Annotated in this window: 14 protein-coding genes; 8 read left to right on the top strand and 6 right to left on the bottom strand. The window is 63.2% G+C overall.

Annotation, left to right across the window (positions count from 1 at the left end; all coding sequences use genetic code 11):
* Genes QRM57_RS19020 through QRM57_RS19010 form a run of 3 tightly spaced genes read left to right on the top strand, consistent with a single transcriptional unit; the run spans position 1 to position 2,110 of the window.
* A complete protein-coding gene (locus tag QRM57_RS19020; protein WP_235521791.1) occupies positions 1–750 on the top strand; it encodes an ABC transporter ATP-binding protein in 750 nt (249 codons plus the stop codon).
* Positions 751–758: 8 nt separating this feature from the next.
* Positions 759–1,502, top strand: coding sequence for an ABC transporter permease (locus QRM57_RS19015; protein WP_257371168.1), 744 nt, complete (start codon positions 759–761; stop codon positions 1,500–1,502).
* Complete coding sequence (locus QRM57_RS19010; RefSeq protein ID WP_257371145.1) at positions 1,499–2,110, top strand: TetR/AcrR family transcriptional regulator; 612 nt, start codon at positions 1,499–1,501, stop codon at positions 2,108–2,110. The genes QRM57_RS19015 and QRM57_RS19010 overlap by 4 nt, the downstream gene beginning before the upstream one ends.
* Before the next feature lie 13 nt (positions 2,111–2,123).
* Here QRM57_RS19010 and QRM57_RS19005 read toward each other — a convergent pair whose 3' ends face one another.
* Genes QRM57_RS19005 through dxr form a run of 5 tightly spaced genes read right to left on the bottom strand, consistent with a single transcriptional unit; the run spans position 2,124 to position 7,069 of the window.
* The gene (locus tag QRM57_RS19005) at positions 2,124–3,002 is read right to left on the bottom strand and encodes a GNAT family N-acetyltransferase (RefSeq protein WP_284987819.1); all 879 of its coding nucleotides are present in this window, start codon (positions 3,000–3,002) and stop codon (positions 2,124–2,126) included.
* Positions 2,965–4,131: a flavodoxin-dependent (E)-4-hydroxy-3-methylbut-2-enyl-diphosphate synthase gene (gene ispG / locus QRM57_RS19000; RefSeq protein WP_235521789.1), complete on the bottom strand. Its 1,167-nt coding sequence runs from the start codon at positions 4,129–4,131 to the stop codon at positions 2,965–2,967. The genes QRM57_RS19005 and ispG overlap by 38 nt, the downstream gene beginning before the upstream one ends.
* Before the next feature lie 48 nt (positions 4,132–4,179).
* Positions 4,180–4,473: a YciI family protein gene (locus QRM57_RS18995; RefSeq protein WP_235521788.1), complete on the bottom strand. Its 294-nt coding sequence runs from the start codon at positions 4,471–4,473 to the stop codon at positions 4,180–4,182.
* Positions 4,474–4,516: 43 nt separating this feature from the next.
* Positions 4,517–5,848, bottom strand: coding sequence for a M50 family metallopeptidase (locus QRM57_RS18990; protein WP_284987764.1), 1,332 nt, complete (start codon positions 5,846–5,848; stop codon positions 4,517–4,519).
* Between the two features lie 33 nt (positions 5,849–5,881).
* A complete protein-coding gene (gene dxr / locus QRM57_RS18985) occupies positions 5,882–7,069 on the bottom strand; it encodes a 1-deoxy-D-xylulose-5-phosphate reductoisomerase (protein ID WP_284987763.1) in 1,188 nt (395 codons plus the stop codon).
* Between the two features lie 85 nt (positions 7,070–7,154).
* Between dxr and QRM57_RS18980 the strand changes: the two genes are divergently transcribed.
* Positions 7,155–8,615, top strand: a complete 1,461-nt coding sequence (locus QRM57_RS18980; protein ID WP_284987762.1) for a lipase maturation factor family protein — start codon at positions 7,155–7,157, stop codon at positions 8,613–8,615.
* On the opposite strand, the gene QRM57_RS18975 is transcribed toward QRM57_RS18980, so the two are convergent.
* Positions 8,607–9,653, bottom strand: coding sequence for a LacI family DNA-binding transcriptional regulator (locus tag QRM57_RS18975; protein WP_284987761.1), 1,047 nt, complete (start codon positions 9,651–9,653; stop codon positions 8,607–8,609). The two genes, QRM57_RS18980 and QRM57_RS18975, sit on opposite strands and share 9 nt — an antisense overlap.
* Before the next feature lie 284 nt (positions 9,654–9,937).
* On the opposite strand from QRM57_RS18975, the gene QRM57_RS18970 reads away from it, so the two are divergent.
* From QRM57_RS18970 to QRM57_RS18955, 4 genes are read left to right on the top strand one after another with little or no spacing between them, the layout of a single operon-like run.
* A complete protein-coding gene (locus QRM57_RS18970; RefSeq protein WP_284987760.1) occupies positions 9,938–11,257 on the top strand; it encodes an ABC transporter substrate-binding protein in 1,320 nt (439 codons plus the stop codon).
* Between the two features lie 4 nt (positions 11,258–11,261).
* The gene (locus tag QRM57_RS18965) at positions 11,262–12,179 is read left to right on the top strand and encodes a carbohydrate ABC transporter permease (RefSeq protein ID WP_257371152.1); all 918 of its coding nucleotides are present in this window, start codon (positions 11,262–11,264) and stop codon (positions 12,177–12,179) included.
* Positions 12,179–13,078, top strand: coding sequence for a carbohydrate ABC transporter permease (locus tag QRM57_RS18960; RefSeq protein ID WP_284987759.1), 900 nt, complete (start codon positions 12,179–12,181; stop codon positions 13,076–13,078). The genes QRM57_RS18965 and QRM57_RS18960 overlap by 1 nt, the downstream gene beginning before the upstream one ends.
* A gap of 30 nt (positions 13,079–13,108) precedes the next feature.
* Positions 13,109–14,305 carry a Gfo/Idh/MocA family protein gene (locus tag QRM57_RS18955; RefSeq protein WP_257371154.1) on the top strand — a complete coding sequence of 399 codons (1,197 nt, stop codon included), beginning with the start codon at positions 13,109–13,111 and terminating at the stop codon, positions 14,303–14,305.
* The last annotated feature ends 4 nt before the right edge of the window (positions 14,306–14,309 follow it).

The raw sequence follows: 14,309 nt of genomic DNA, 5'->3' as shown, positions 1-14,309 counted from the left end.
ATGTCCCCTGCTCCAGCGGCCATCGAGGCCACGGAACTGCACGTCTCCAGAGGGCGGACACACATTCTCCGCGGCCTGGACTTCACGGTCGGTCCCGGCCGGATTACCGGACTCCTGGGTCCCTCCGGCAGCGGCAAGACGACACTCATGCGTGCCATCATGGGCGTCCAGCGGGTTACCCGCGGAACCGTCACCGTCATGGGCATCCCTGCGGGCAGCGCCTCGCTAAGGCACGACGTCGGATATGTCACCCAGGGCGCCAGCGTGTACGGGGACCTCAGCGTCGAAGCGAACGTCAGGTACTTCGGAGCCATGCACGGCGCGACGGCGGCTGACGTCACCGAGGCGATTGACGCCGTCGGACTCGCCCCGCTGGCACGGCAGAAAGCCGCCGACCTTTCCGGCGGACAATTCAGCAGGGTTTCGCTGGCCTGCGCGCTGGTGGCCCACCCTAAACTGCTCATCCTGGACGAACCCACCGTTGGCCTGGACCCGGTACTCCGCGCCGAACTGTGGGAGCGCTTCGCGGCGATGGCCGCGTCGGGCACGACGCTGCTGGTGTCCAGCCACGTCATGGAAGAAGCGTCCCACTGCTCCTCGCTCCTGCTGCTGCGTGAAGGGCTCCTGCTGGCACAACTCACTCCGGCCGAGCTGGCGCTCCGCGGAGGCAGCGATGACCTGGAGCGGGCGTTCCTGACCATCATCAAGGCCGCCGACCGCGGCCAGGCAGAAAGCGAGGTGGCATCATGAACGTCCGCATGACCATCGCCACAACCCGGCGCGTCCTTGAGCAACTGCGACACGACCACCGCAGCGTTGCACTGATCCTGGTGGTCCCCGCCCTGTTGCTGGCAGCGGTCTATTTCCTGTATGAAAACGAGACGCTTCCACCCGGATTCCCGCGGACCTTCGACCGTGTTGGCCTCATGATGCTGGCCATCTTTCCCTTCGTGGTGATGTTCCTGGTCACCTCCATCACCATGCTGCGCGAACGGACTTCAGGTACCCTGGAGCGGCTCCTTACGACACCCATCCACAAAGCCGACCTGCTGTTCGGATATGCACTGGCCTTCTCCATCATGGCCTCCCTGCAATCCCTGGTGGCCACGGCCGTTGCGTACTGGGTCTTTGGCCTCGACATCAAGGGAAGCCCCGGCTTCGTAGTGATGATCGCCGTCATCAACGCCGTCCTGGGTGTCGCCTTGGGACTGCTGTGTTCCGCGTTTGCCCGCACCGAGTTCCAGGCCGTGCAGTTCATGCCCGTCGTGGTGGTGCCGCAGATCCTGCTGTGCGGCCTCTTCGTGGCCCGGGACGACATGAACCAGGTCCTCGAGGCCATCTCAGGCGTCCTGCCACTGACGTTCTCCGTGGATGCACTTAAGGAAATCGCGGGAAACGCCGACGCCACAGCGGCACTGTGGCAAGACACATTGATCATGGGCGGAATCGTGGTGGGCGTCCTTGTCCTGGCATCGCTGACCCTGCGGAGGCAGAGCCGGTGAGCCTCCCCCAAGTGCGGCGGGGCCGCCGAAACGCCGGCGACCATTCACGCGAAGCCATCCTCGCAGCAGCCCGCCATCTTTTTGCTGAACGCGGCTTCGAGGGGACAAGCCTCCGCCAAGTCGCCAGGGACGCGGGCGTGGACCCGGCCATGGTCCACCACTTCTTCCGCGGCAAGGACGAACTCTTTGCTGCGAGCGTTGAACTGCCCGCAGATCCTGCCGAAGTGTTGGCCGGCGTCGAAGACCTGGACCCGGCGGCGCGGGCGGAGGCGATCGTCCGTGCTGTACTTCGGCTGTGGGAAGGTCCGGCGCAGCACGGCCTAGTGGCTTTTGTCCGGGGAACCATCGGCTCCAAAGCCAAGACGGCGCTGATGCGGGAAATGGTGAACCGCACCATCCTCTCCAGGATCATGGCCGGCGTTCCTGGAACCGCCGAGGAGGTCCGGATGCGGGGCAACCTGGTGGCGACCCAAGTGGTGGGATTGATGCTGGTCCGTTACGTGATCCGGCTTGAGCCCCTGGCTTCCGCCGGCCGGGACGAAGTTGTCCGGCTGACTGCGCCGAACATCCAGCGCTACCTCACTGGGGACCTTGACGCCTCCGGCTGAGCAGCGGATAGGCCTAGAAAAGAACAGTCGCGAACGTGCCCACTTGCTCGAAGCCCACCCGCTCGTAGGTGGCACGGGCTTTGGCGTTGTAGTCATTCACGTACAGGCTGGTCACCGGAGCGAAGGTGCGGGAAAGATTAACGACGGCGGCCATGTACCCGGCGCTCTGGCCGCGCCCACGCAGTTCCGGATTCATCCACACACCCTGGACCTGGGTAACGTCCGGGGTCACGGCACCCAGCTCGGCCTTGAAGACCACCGTGCCCGTGGCATCAATGTGCACCAGCGAATGGCCCTGTCGGATGAGCCCCGCAACCCGCCTGCTGTAGAACTCCTGGCCGCCCAGGAAGGGCGAATAGCCAACTTCTTCCTCGAACATCGCCGCGCAGGCAGGCAGGATGCGATCAAAGTCTTCCATCCTGCCGAAAGTCAGCGAAGGATTGGGGCTTGTTGTCGGTGTGCCGGAAATCGTCAGGAGCGGCTGCTGGGAGCGGACTTCATGGGCGGAGTGCCCCAACTGCTCGAAACGGGAGTACAGCGCGAGCACTGTGTCGGCCGGCCCAAAGATGGACGCGTAACGTCGACCCGTCTGGTGGGCGGCGTTGGCTACGTACCCCGCCAGTCCGGGATCGAGTTGCACGGGGACCAGGTTTGCTCCCGCCCAACAGGCCCCCAGGAGCGTCGTATCGTCGAACACTCCGAAGATACTGGCACCGCCGCTGGTGGGCGCCGCCGTACCCGTACTGTCCAAGTGCGAGAGTATGAAGACGTTGGCTACAACGTCTTCGCTTGCAAGCTCGCGAAGGGCCAGGGTGTCGGCACTGCCGAGCACCCTGACTCCCAAGCCGGTCCCGTTACGAGACGCTAACCACGGGGCTACCCTTGACAGCATCTTCGCCATCGGCCTCCCCCATCTCTTCGGCGATGCGCATGGCCTCTTCGATCAGTGTCTCAACAATTTGGCTCTCAGGCACAGTCTTGATGACCTCGCCCTTGACGAAAATCTGGCCCTTGCCGTTGCCGGAAGCCACACCAAGGTCCGCTTCACGTGCTTCGCCTGGTCCGTTGACGACGCAGCCCATGACGGCGACGCGCAGCGGGATCTCCATGCCCTCAAGGCCAGCGGTGACCTGTTCGGCCAGCGTGTAGACGTCAACCTGGGCGCGGCCACACGATGGGCAGGACACGATCTCGAGCTTGCGGGGGCGCAGGTTCAAGGACTGCAGGATCTGGTTTCCAACCTTGATCTCTTCCACCGGCGGCGCAGACAGGGAGACCCGGATGGTGTCGCCGATACCGCGCGACAGGAGCGCACCGAAGGCCGTGGCCGACTTGATGGTGCCTTGGAAGGCAGGTCCGGCCTCGGTCACACCGAGGTGCAGGGGCCAGTCGCCCTTCTCGGCGAGCATCTCGTAGGCGGCCACCATGATGACGGGGTCGTTGTGCTTGACCGAGATCTTGAAGTCGTGGAATCCGTGCTCTTCGAACAGGGAGGCTTCCCAGACAGCGGACTCAACAAGGGCTTCCGGGGTGGCCTTGCCGTACTTCTTCAGGATGCCGGGCTCGAGGGAGCCTGCGTTGACGCCGATCCGGATGGACGTGCCGTGATCGCGGGCGGCCGCAGCGATTTCCTTGACCTGGTCATCGAACTTGCGGATATTTCCGGGGTTTACACGGACCGCTGCGCAGCCGGCCTCAATGGCCGCAAAGACGTACTTCGGCTGAAAGTGGATGTCGGCGATCACCGGGATCTGCGACTTGCGGGCAATGATGGGCAACGCTTCGGCATCATCGGCGGACGGGCAGGCGACGCGGACAATGTCACAGCCTGATGCTGTGAGCTCCGCGATTTGCTGCAGCGTGGCGTTGATGTCCGTGGTGGGCGTGGTGGTCATCGACTGAACGCTGATGGGCGAATCAGAACCAACGCCCACTGAACCAACTTTGATCTGCCGCGTCTTACGTCGCGGGGCAAGAACGGGTGGTGGGGCTGCTGGCATTCCCAGGCTGACCGAGGTCACGTGGACTCCTTGGGTTGGTGTGGGGCGATGTAGTGGAGGACGGCCGTGTCAGGACGTGTGGGCGGCAAGGACACCGATGACCGGGGACCATTCCGTGGTTCGGATTCCGGCGATGACGCCGGCTGCAGCGAACGGATCCTCCTTGAGGAGGTCGTTGAGCTGGGTTTCATCCGCAGACTTGAAGATCAACAGTGCACCAGCGCCGTCACCGTACGGGCCGCTGGCAAGCAACGTGCTTTCCTCGGCCAGTCCGCCGAGCCAGGCACGGTGCGCCGGCCGGGTTTCATCGCGAAGGGCTTCGGAATCGGCGGCGTATACGTACTCAACAGCGAAAACAGTCATGGAGCTAGCCTATCCCGCCTGCCCCGCCGAGAATATTCACAGCTCAGCCAAAGATGTTCACGGGCTTGACGATGTCTGCGTAGATCAAGAGCGCACCCATGGCCATGAGCAACGCGGCCACAACGTAGGTAGCAGGCAGCAGTTTGGCGATGTCGAAGGCCCCGGGGTCCGGTTTTCCCCTCAACCTGGCCACTTGGCGGCGTGCGCCCTCGTACAGGGCGCCAGCAACGTGGCCGCCGTCCAAGGGCAGGAGCGGTATCAGGTTGAAGATCGCCAGCGCAAAGTTGAGCCCGGCCAACAAGCCCACCAAGGTTCCAATACGCGCCTGCATGGGCACCTGTTCCATGGCGGCGACTTCGCCGGCCACCCGGCCGACGCCCACTACGCTGATGGGACCGTTGGGGTCCCGGGGTTCCTCACTGAAGGCCGCTTTCGCGACGCCCACCACCCTGGCGGGCAGGTTGAAGATCACACCGGCGATCTGCTTGATGTTCTCCCCTGCCATGGGAAGGACAGCCGACGCCGGTTGGGGTACCAGTGCGCTCTGGGCGCCGATTCCCAGGAATCCGACTTCCTGGTATTTCAGGACACCGTTGGCGTCCTGCTCCGCGCGTCCGTCAGGTCCGACCACTGGCCGGGAGGAGAGTACCGGCGTCACAGTGGTCTCCACCGACGTGCCGTTGCGCTGCACGGTTATGGGAACATCCTTGCCCGCAGATGCCCGGATCCAGCTGGTCAGCTCGTCCCAGTTGGTCACTTCCTTGCCGTCGAAGGAGGTGATGGTGTCATTCGGCTGGAGCCCGGCAGCTGCGGCAGGGGTGAGCTTGCAGTCCGCGGAATCAGGGTCCACAGTCTGGCCCGCAGCGACTTGGCACTTGGAAACGTCGGCGATTGTGGTGGTTGATTGGGCCACGCCGAATCCCATCAGCAGCACCGCCAGCAGGATCAGGCCGATGATCATGTTCATGGCGGGACCGCCGAGCATGATGATGATCTTCTTCCAGACCGGCAACTTGTAGAACACGCGCTTCTCGTCGCCCGGACCCACTTCCTCGTGCGCCATCGAACGCGCTTCGGTGGCCAGTGTCTGGAACATTCCTGTACTGGAAGGGCGGACGGCGCCGTCGTCCTTGTTGGGCGGGTACATGCCGATCATGGCCACATAACCACCCAGCGGAAGGGCCTTGAAGCCGTACTCCGTTTCGCCCTTTTTCCGGGACCACAATGTGGGCCCGAAGCCGATCATGTACTTGGTGACTCGGACCTTGAAGAGCTTCGCGGGCACCAGGTGGCCTACCTCGTGCAACGCGATGGAGACCGCTACGCCAATGGCGACGAAGACGACTCCGAGAATGAAGAGAAGGACGGGACTCATACCGGTGGGACTGCTTCCATAAGGGTTTGTAGGCTACAGGGCGCTGCTGCTGGCTAAACGATCGTGGGTTCGGGCGCGTGCCCACTTCTCAGCATCCAGCACGGACTCCACCGTAAGCTCCGAGGAGCCTGAATGTTCGCTGAGGACGGACTCCACCGTGTCCACGATGTCGGTGAACCTGATGCGCCCGGCATGGAAAGCTTCGACCGCTTCTTCATTGGCAGCGTTGAACACGGCCGGGAACGTACTGCCCTGCTTCGCGGCGTCCTTGGCGAGATCCACGGCTGGGAAAGCCACGGTATCAAGTGGCTCGAACGTCCAACTGGTGGCTTGGCTCCAATCGCAGGCCTGAGCGGCGCGCGGAACACGGTCAGGCCACCCCAACCCCAGGGCGATGGGCAACCTCATATCCGGGGGCGACGCCTGGGCGATGATGGAGCCGTCCACGAACTGGACCATCGAGTGAACCACCGATTGGGGGTGGACCACCACGTCAATCCTGTCCAGCGGAACATCGAAGAGCAGGTGGGCCTCGATCACTTCCAAACCCTTGTTGACCAGGCTGGCCGAATTGGTGGTGACCATCAGGCCCATGTCCCAGGTGGGGTGGGCAAGGGCCTCCTGCGGTGTGACGTCATGAAGCTGTTCACGCGTGCGGCCACGGAACGGGCCACCCGAAGCGGTGAGGATCAGCTTTTCGACTTCCGGCTCAGTGCCTGAGCGCAAGCACTGCGCTATGGCCGAATGCTCGGAGTCCACGGGGACGATCTGGCCAGGGTGGGCTGCAGCCTTGACCAGCGCGCCGCCGACGATCAGTGATTCCTTGTTGGCCAGGGCCAGCGTTGCTCCCGTGCCGAGCGCGGCCAACGTCGGGGCCAACCCTATGGAGCCTGTGATGCCGTTCAGGACAACGTCGCACGCAATGGCTGCGATCCGGGTGGAGGCATCCGGGCCGACGAAGATTTCCGGAGTGAATCCTCCGATGCCTTCGGAGGCGGCAGCGGCACTGATCATCTGCCGTAGCGTCGCAGGGTCGCCGTGGGCGATCCCCACCGCTTGGGCACGGGTATGGACGGCCTGCTGCGCAATGAGTCCAAGGTTTCCGCCGCCCGCACTGAGCGCCACCACCTCGAAGCGGTGAGGCGCGGCATCGACGACGTCTAGCGCCTGTGTGCCGATGGAACCAGTGGACCCGAGGATGACGATCTTGCGCGGCTGCATTCCTTAAGTATCCCAGCCACCGGGGAAGGCAGCGACCGGACCTGGAGCTATGTGGAGAACCGCCGGCCGGGCGTACCGTGGAACCGTGGAGTGGCTGTCCTGGCTTGATGCCTGGGATTACGAGTTCGCGCGGCAGGTGCTGCAGCGTGGCACGGCCGGGCTGTACTTCGTTGCTTTTCTCTCCACGCTGAATCAATTTCCTGCCCTTCTGGGCGAGCATGGATTGCTTCCCGTGCCGGAGTTCATGGACGTGGCCCGCCGCCTGGCACGGCCCACCCTCTTTCGGTGGCGCTACTCGGACGGCCTCCTCCGGATCGTCTGCGTGGCGGGCATGGCCGTTGCGGCCCTGCTGGTTTTGGGGCTCCCCCAGGCCGGGCCGCCGTGGCTCCCGCTGCTGGCATTCCTCGTCCTGTGGCTGCTCTACATGTCGATTGTCAACGTCGGCCAGACGTTCTACGGTTTCGGCTGGGAGATCCTGCTCCTCGAGGCCGGGTTCATCGTGGCTTTCCTGGGTTCGGACCAGACACCGCCGCCCACCCCTGTCCTGGTCATGATCATCTGGCTGGTCTTCCGGCTTGAGTTCGGCGCCGGGATGATCAAGATCCGCGGGGGTCGTGAATGGCGGGACATGACCGCGATGTTCTACCACCATGAGACCCAACCGATGCCTGGCCCACTCAGCAGGCAGGCACACCTGATGCCGCGGCCCCTCCACAGGCTCGAGGTGCTGGGCAACCATTTTGCGCAGCTCGTGGTCCCGTTCTTCCTGTTCGCTCCGCAGCCCCTGGCCAGCGTTGCTGCTGGCATCATCATCGTGACCCAGCTCTGGCTGGTGGCGAGCGGGAATTTCGCGTGGCTGAACTGGGTGGCGATCGTCTTGGCCTTCGCCGCCGTGAGCGATCCTGTGGCACACTCCGTCTTTCCGTCCATCCCGCTGGAGTGGCACCCAGGTGCCGAAACCCCGTTGTGGTGGCTCGCCGTCGTCGTGCTTGTTACGGCGCTGCTGCTGGTGCTCAGCTACCGTCCGCTGCTCAACTTGTTCTCCCGCCGCCAACTGATGAATGCCAGTTTCAACCGTTGGCGGCTGGTCAACGCCTACGGCGCGTTCGGGACGGTGACGAAGCAGCGGGTCGAGATAGTGGTGGAAGGCACCATGGCTGAGGAGCCGGACGCACCTGACGAGAACTGGCTGGAGTACGGTTTCAAGGGCAAGCCCGGGGAAGTCCGGAGGCTCCCGCGGCAATGGGCCCCGTACCACCTTCGCTTGGACTGGCTCATGTGGTTTCTGCCGCTGCGGACCGTCCATGAGGACTGGTTCTACGCTTTCCTGGACAGGCTGCTGGAGGCCGATAAGCCCACCCTCGGCCTGCTTCGACGGGATCCGTTCGACGGCGGCCGCCCGCGGTGGGTCCGGGCGCGAAGCTACCTTTACCGCTTCGCCAGTCGCGCGGAGTTCCGCGAAACCGGGGACCGTTGGGTGCGGGTGCTGCTGTATGAGGCCATCCCGCCACTGCAGCTGAACCCACGACGGCGGGACCTAGCGTAGCGCTGTTGCGCGCGGCGGCGCAGTGGACTCGCGGACAACGAGGTGGGTTGCCAGTTCCACCCTTCTGGAGTCGATTTCTTCCCCCTGCATTTGGCGGAGGATGAAGTTCAAGGCTGATCGGCCTATTTCCTGCAGCGGCTGGCTCACCGACGTCAAGGGTGGGATGGACTCCTCCGCCTGGTAGGTCCCATCGAAGCCCACCAGGCTCATCTCCTCCGGAATCCGCACGTCCTGACGCCGCGCCTCAGCCAAGACGCCCAAAGCGATACTGTCGCTGCCGGCGAAGATCGCGGTGGGCGGATCCTCCAAAGCCAGCAGCGCCTTGAAGGCGGCGGCACCGTTCTCCGGCCGGAACTTCCCGGCCGAGACATACTCGTGTTCGACGGTGATGCCTTCGGCCATGAGGGCAGCCATGTAGCCATGGAGGCGGGCCTGACTGCACTCGGCGGTGTCGGGACCGCCGATGAACGCGATCCGGCGGTGCCCGAGTTCGAGGAGGTGCATGGCAGCTGCTTTGCCGCCGGCCCAGTTGCTGGCGCCCACGCTGAACAGGTTCGACGGTGGCGGGTTGAGGGGGTCGATCACCACGATCGGGATCTGGCGGCGTTGGAATGCTTCGAGCTGCGTTGCCCCGAAGGCCGAGGTAACCACGATCATTCCGCTGCGTCCTTCGTCAATCATGCGCTGCGCCCGCTCCTCGGGCCCCAGGGACGGCGGAGCCTGCAGGCCCGTCACCGAGAGCACCACTTCCATGCCGGAGACGTTGGCCTGCTCCATGACGCCGTTGAGGATCTCCATGTTGTAGGCGGAATTCAACGAGTCGAAGACTGCTTCCACTGTTCGTTGCACGGGTTTGCCTTTGCGTTGGAGCGGCGTCTTATAGCCAGTCCGCTGGAGCGCCTCCAGGACCCGCGTGCGGGTTCCCTGGGCCACGTCGGCCCGTCCGTTTACCACTTTGGAGACCGTGGGGACCGACACTCCAACCTCTTGGGCCACAGCGGAAAGCGTCATTTTTGACGGTTGGTCTTCGGGGGCCATAAAAGTCTGCTTTCGAAAAGTTTCGGTGTCGCTTTAGTGTGCAGCAGCATCGGCCTCGGCGTCAATCGTGAAGCTATGGCGGGAAAGATTCTTGACGGACACCCTTGACGGTGACATAGCTCACGGCTAAATTTGGTGGGCACTTTCGAAAGAACTTCCGAAACATTTCGAAAAGCTTTCAGGGTAACTGGCGATCGAAGTTGATCCCTCCCCGCAGAGTGCGGCTTTTTATACGAGCAGCCGGGCCATCAGCGTCGAGCCCGTAGGACGAATGGAAACAGCACATGAATAATCTGAAGTTGCGCACCGCCGGAATGGCGGTCTCGGCAGCCGTCTTGTCGATCTCGCTCGCAGCCTGCGGCTCCTCAGGCCCCGCCGGAACGGGAGCTTCCGCGGGTTCTGCCACCATGTGGGGCCTGACGGGCGGTGACCAACCGGTCTTCCAGGCCTCCGTGGACTCCTGGAACAAGGCGCACCCCGATTCCTCCATCAAGCTCGACTTCTTCGCCAACGATGCCTACAAGACCAAGGTCCGTACGGCCGTAGGCGCGGGACAGGGCCCCACACTGGTGTATGGCTGGGGAGGCGGTGTCCTTAAGTCCTACGTCGACGCCGGCCAGGTGGATGACCTGACAGGATTCCTCAAAGAGAACCCCGACGTCCAGAGCCGCTATCTCCCGTCGATCCTGGAAAGTGGCGTCATCGATGGCAAGACCTACGCGCTGCCCAACAACAAAGTGCAGCCGGTGGTCCTCTATTACAACAAGGAAGTCTTCGACAAGATCGGCGCCGAAGCGCCCAAGACCTGGGATGAACTCATGGCCCTGGTGCCCAAGTTCAAAGCCGCGGGCGTAGCTCCGTTCTCGCTGGGCGGGCAGTCGAAATGGCCGGACCTCATGTGGCTCGAATACCTCGTGGACCGTATCGGTGGACCCGAAGTCTTCGCCAAGATCGCAGCCAACAAGCCTGATGCATGGTCCGACCCTGCCGTCATTGAAGCGTTGACCAGGATCCAGGAACTGGTGGATGCCGGTGGCTTCATCAACGGCTTCTCCTCCATTGCGGCTGACAGCAACGCCGACCAGGCCCTTCTTTACACCGGCAAGGCAGCCATGATCCTGCAGGGCAGCTGGATCTACCAGGGCATGAAGAAGGACGCCGCCGATTTCGTCAAGAGCGGCAAGCTCGGTTACACCCCCTTCCCCACCATCGACGGCGGTAAGGGAAACCCGGCAAACGTCGTGGGAAACCCTTCCAACTTCTGGTCGGTTTCCTCAAAGGCAACCGAGGAACAAAAGAAGACAGCGCTGAGCTACGTCAAGGACGGAATGTTCAATGACGACAACGTCAAGGCCCTGATCGACTCCGGCGCCGTTCCTGTGGTCACGGGCATCGAAGACAAGCTTGCTGCGTCGCCGGACAAGGACTTCCTGACGTACGTCTACGGCATGGCCAAGGACGCCCCTGATTTCACGCTGTCCTGGGACCAGGCACTCAGCCCGGCGCAGGGCGATGCGATGCTGGCGAACCTTGACCAGATTTTCCTGAAGAAGATCACGCCCGAGCAGTTCGCCTCAGCCATGAACGCGACGATCGGGAAGTAATCCGGTGTCAACCACTACTGCTGCTACCCGGGAGCAGACCTCCCGGCGGACCCTCGAAAAGGGTCCGTCGGGGTGGCTGGCAGTCCCGGCCCTCGCTTTCTTCACGCTGTTCGCGATTCTTCCCCTCCTGGGCGTCCTTTTCCTGAGCTTCACCCGTTGGGACGGGCTTGGCGAAATCAAGCTCGACGGACTCTCCAGCTGGCAAACAGTCCTGACCGACCCGGTTACAGGAAATGCCCTGCTGGTGACGGCCAAGATCATGTTCTTCTCGTTCGTCGTCCAGGCCCCCATCAGCCTCCTGCTGGGCGTCTTCACCGCTGCCAGCCAGAAGTACCGCGCCGCGTTGGCAGTGCTCTACTTTGTGCCGCTCCTCCTTTCCTCCGCGGCTGTCGCCATCGCCTTCAAAGCGCTCCTGGATCCGAACTTCGGCCTGGGCCCTGGCTTGGGCCTGCCATTCCTGGCCCAGGACTGGCTGGGCAACTCGGACCTGGTGCTGTTCGTGGTGGTCTTCGTGATCGCCTGGCAATTCGTGCCGTTCCACACCCTGATCTACCAAGGCGGCGTCAGGCAGATACCCACGTCGCTGTACGAAGCGGCGCAGATCGATGGTGCCGGGAGGGTCCAGCAGTTCTTCAACATCACCCTCCCCCAGTTGAAGTACACGATCATCACCTCGTCCACCCTGATGGTGGTTGGTTCCCTGGCTTACTTCGACCTGGTCTTCGTCCTCACTGCCGGCGGCCCGGGCTATTCCACCCGGTTGCTTCCGCTGCACATGTACCTCACCGGCTTCAAAGCCAATGACATGGGAGCGGCGAGCGCCCTGGGAGTGATCCTCGTGGTCATCGGCCTGGCGTTGGCGCTGTTCCTCCAACGACTCGGCGGCAAGAACCGCAATGCCAGCCAATTGGAAGGTGCGTAATGGCTTCCACCACACAGCTCCCCACGTCAGCGGCAGCACCGCCGACGCCTGCCGCTACCCGCCGTCGGACTCCACAGACCGGCAGGTCGCGGCCCAACATCCTGGGCGGACTGGGCGGCTGGGCCTGGCTGGCCGTGATCATTGTGCCGGTCTACTACGTGGTCATCACCAGCTTGAAGAACCAAGCAGGCTTCTTTACGTCCAACCCGATGCTGCCGCCCTCCGAACCGACCCTGGACAATTACAAACTGGTACTGGAAAACGACTTCGCCAAGTACTTCGCCAACAGCCTGATCGTCACACTGGGCAGTGTTATTCCGGCTCTGTTGGTTTCCTTCATGGCGGCGTACGCAATCGTCCGGGGCAGGGGCAAATTCCTCGGCCTGACCAACAACATCTTCCTGCTGGGCCTGGCCATCCCGCTTCACGCCACGATCATCCCCATCTACTGGATGATCACCAAAGCCCACATGTACGACACTTTGTTGGCCTTGATCCTGCCGTCCATTGCCTTCGCGATTCCGATCTCCGTGCTGATCCTTTCCAACTTCCTGCGGGACGTACCCAACGAGTTGTTCGAGTCGATGCGCTTGGATGGCTGCTCTGACTGGGCCATGCTGTGGCGGCTCGCTTTGGCGATGACCAAGCCCGCCGTCATCACCGTCGGGATTTACAACGCGCTCAACGTATGGAATGGATTCCTGTTTCCGCTGATCCTCACGCAGAGCCCTGATACCCGGGTCCTGCCCCTGTCGCTGTGGACGTTCCAGGGCGAGTTCAGCGTCAACATACCTGCGGTACTCGCATCCGTCGTCCTCGCTACCCTGCCGTTGCTTGTGGTCTATGTGGTGGCACGCCGCCAACTGCTCAGCGGCCTGACCGCAGGCTTCAGCAAGTGACTGGCGTCTGCCAGCAGAAAGGATCCCGTCATGACTGAAACGAAACCACTGCGGGTGGGCATGGTCGGCTACGCATTCATGGGTGCAGCGCACTCCCACGCCTGGCGTACGGCACCGCGGTTCTTCGACTTGCCCCTGGTCCCTGAACTCACGGCAGTGGCCGGCAGGAATGCCGACGGCGTCCGCGTAGCCGCCCACAAATACGGTTGGAACAGCGTGGAGACCGATTGGCGCCGGCTGATCGAACGGGACGACATCGACCTCATCGATATCTGCACACCGGGCAACACCCACGCCGAGATCGCCATCGCCGCCCTTGAGGCCGGCAAGCACGTCCTCTGCGAAAAGCCCCTTGCCAACACCGTGGAAGAGGCTGAGAAGATGACGGCGGTGGCGCAGGCCGCAGCCGAGCGGGGTGTGCTGTCCATGTGCGGCTTCAGCTACCGCCGGACTCCTGCACTGGCCCTGGCCAAGCGGATGGTGGATGACGGCCGCCTGGGCGACATCCGGCATGTGCGGGCGCAGTATCTGCAGGATTGGCTCAGCGACGCGGACGCGCCGTTGACCTGGCGGCTGGACAAGTCAAAGTCGGGGTCCGGTTCGCTGGGGGACATCGGTGCGCACAGCATCGACGCCGCCCAGTGGATCACCGGCCTGAATGTCACCGGCGTCTCTGCGCTCCTGGAAACGTTCGTGAAGGAACGGCCCGTGGGCGGAGACTTCGTGGGTCTTGGCGGCCGTGGCGGTTCCGACAGCCCGCGTGGTCCGGTCACCGTGGACGACGCAGCGCTGTTCACCGCCCGTTTCGAGTCAAAGCACGACGGCGGTGCTGCCGCCGGCCCTATCGGCATCTTCGAGGCCACCCGGTTCGCTTTGGGACGCAAGAACGCAATGCGTCTGGAGCTCAACGGCACCAAGGGTTCGGTGGCTTTCGATTTCGAGGACATGAACTCCCTGCACTTCTACGACGCTGCCCTGGAACCCGATGCGGGTTTCCGGAAGATCATGGTCACCGAGCCCTCCCATCCCTACACCGCCAACTGGTGGCCAACCGGCCACGGTCTGGGTTACGAGCACGGGTTTACACACCAGGTAGTGGACCTGGTGACGGCCATCGGCGCGGGCGAGCAGCCGTCGCCGTCGTTCGCTGATGCTTTGCAGGTACAAAAGGTGCTTGCCGCAGTCGAGGCGAGCGCGGACAACTCAAGCCGCTGGCAGAACGTCTGAAAGG

Source organism: Arthrobacter sp. fls2-241-R2A-172 (assembly GCF_030208885.1).
Taxonomy (GTDB): Bacteria; Actinomycetota; Actinomycetes; order Actinomycetales; family Micrococcaceae; genus Arthrobacter.
Note: the sequence above shows the minus strand (reverse complement) of the source record. Positions and strands in the feature narration are given on the sequence as shown.

Bases quoted from the DNA above. Each gene is read 5' to 3' on its own strand.
- QRM57_RS19020 (WP_235521791.1), top strand. From the start codon at position 1: ATGTCCCCTGCTCCAGCGGCCATCGAGGCCACGGAACTGCACGTCTCC.
- QRM57_RS19015 (WP_257371168.1), top strand. From the start codon at position 759: ATGACCATCGCCACAACCCGGCGCGTCCTTGAGCAACTGCGACACGAC.
- QRM57_RS19005 (WP_284987819.1), bottom strand. From the start codon at position 3,002: ATGCTGTCAAGGGTAGCCCCGTGGTTAGCGTCTCGTAACGGGACCGGC.
- QRM57_RS18995 (WP_235521788.1), bottom strand. From the start codon at position 4,473: ATGACTGTTTTCGCTGTTGAGTACGTATACGCCGCCGATTCCGAAGCC.
- QRM57_RS18990 (WP_284987764.1), bottom strand. From the start codon at position 5,848: ATGAGTCCCGTCCTTCTCTTCATTCTCGGAGTCGTCTTCGTCGCCATT.
- dxr (WP_284987763.1), bottom strand. From the start codon at position 7,069: ATGCAGCCGCGCAAGATCGTCATCCTCGGGTCCACTGGTTCCATCGGC.
- QRM57_RS18975 (WP_284987761.1), bottom strand. From the start codon at position 9,653: ATGGCCCCCGAAGACCAACCGTCAAAAATGACGCTTTCCGCTGTGGCC.
- QRM57_RS18970 (WP_284987760.1), top strand. From the start codon at position 9,938: ATGAATAATCTGAAGTTGCGCACCGCCGGAATGGCGGTCTCGGCAGCC.
- QRM57_RS18960 (WP_284987759.1), top strand. From the start codon at position 12,179: ATGGCTTCCACCACACAGCTCCCCACGTCAGCGGCAGCACCGCCGACG.
- QRM57_RS18955 (WP_257371154.1), top strand. From the start codon at position 13,109: ATGACTGAAACGAAACCACTGCGGGTGGGCATGGTCGGCTACGCATTC.